The following is a 316-nucleotide window of genomic DNA, read 5'->3' as shown; positions in this document are numbered from 1 at the left end:
CCTGTGAGAGTAGGACGTTGCCAGGCTATATTATTCCGCAGTAGCTCAGTGGTAGAGCTATCGGCTGTTAACCGATCGGTCGTAGGTTCGAGTCCTACCTGCGGAGCCATTATGCTTCCATAGCTCAGCTGGTAGAGCACTTCCATGGTAAGGAAGAGGTCACCGGTTCAAGCCCGGTTGGAAGCTTGGGAACAGTATTGAAACTTTTTGGCCCGTTGGTCAAGTGGTTAAGACACCGCCCTTTCACGGCGGTAACACGGGTTCGAATCCCGTACGGGTCACCACTTTTGGAGGATTAGCTCAGCTGGGAGAGCAC

The 316-nt window shown here is 53.2% G+C and carries 3 tRNA genes; all 3 read left to right on the top strand.

From position 1 onward, the window contains the following. Window positions 1-34 precede the first annotated feature (34 nt). Window positions 35-109, top strand: a tRNA-Asn gene (locus MR058_RS23055). Between the two features lie 4 nt (window positions 110-113). Next, window positions 114-186: transfer RNA gene (locus MR058_RS23050), tRNA-Thr, on the top strand. A gap of 23 nt (window positions 187-209) precedes the next feature. After that, window positions 210-284, top strand: a tRNA-Glu gene (locus MR058_RS23045). Window positions 285-316 lie beyond the last annotated feature (32 nt).

Source organism: Bacillus cereus group sp. BfR-BA-01430, from assembly GCF_022663115.1.
Lineage (GTDB): Bacteria > Bacillota > Bacilli > Bacillales > Bacillaceae_G > Bacillus_A > Bacillus_A cereus_BD.
This window is presented reverse-complemented; position numbering and strand designations above follow the sequence as displayed.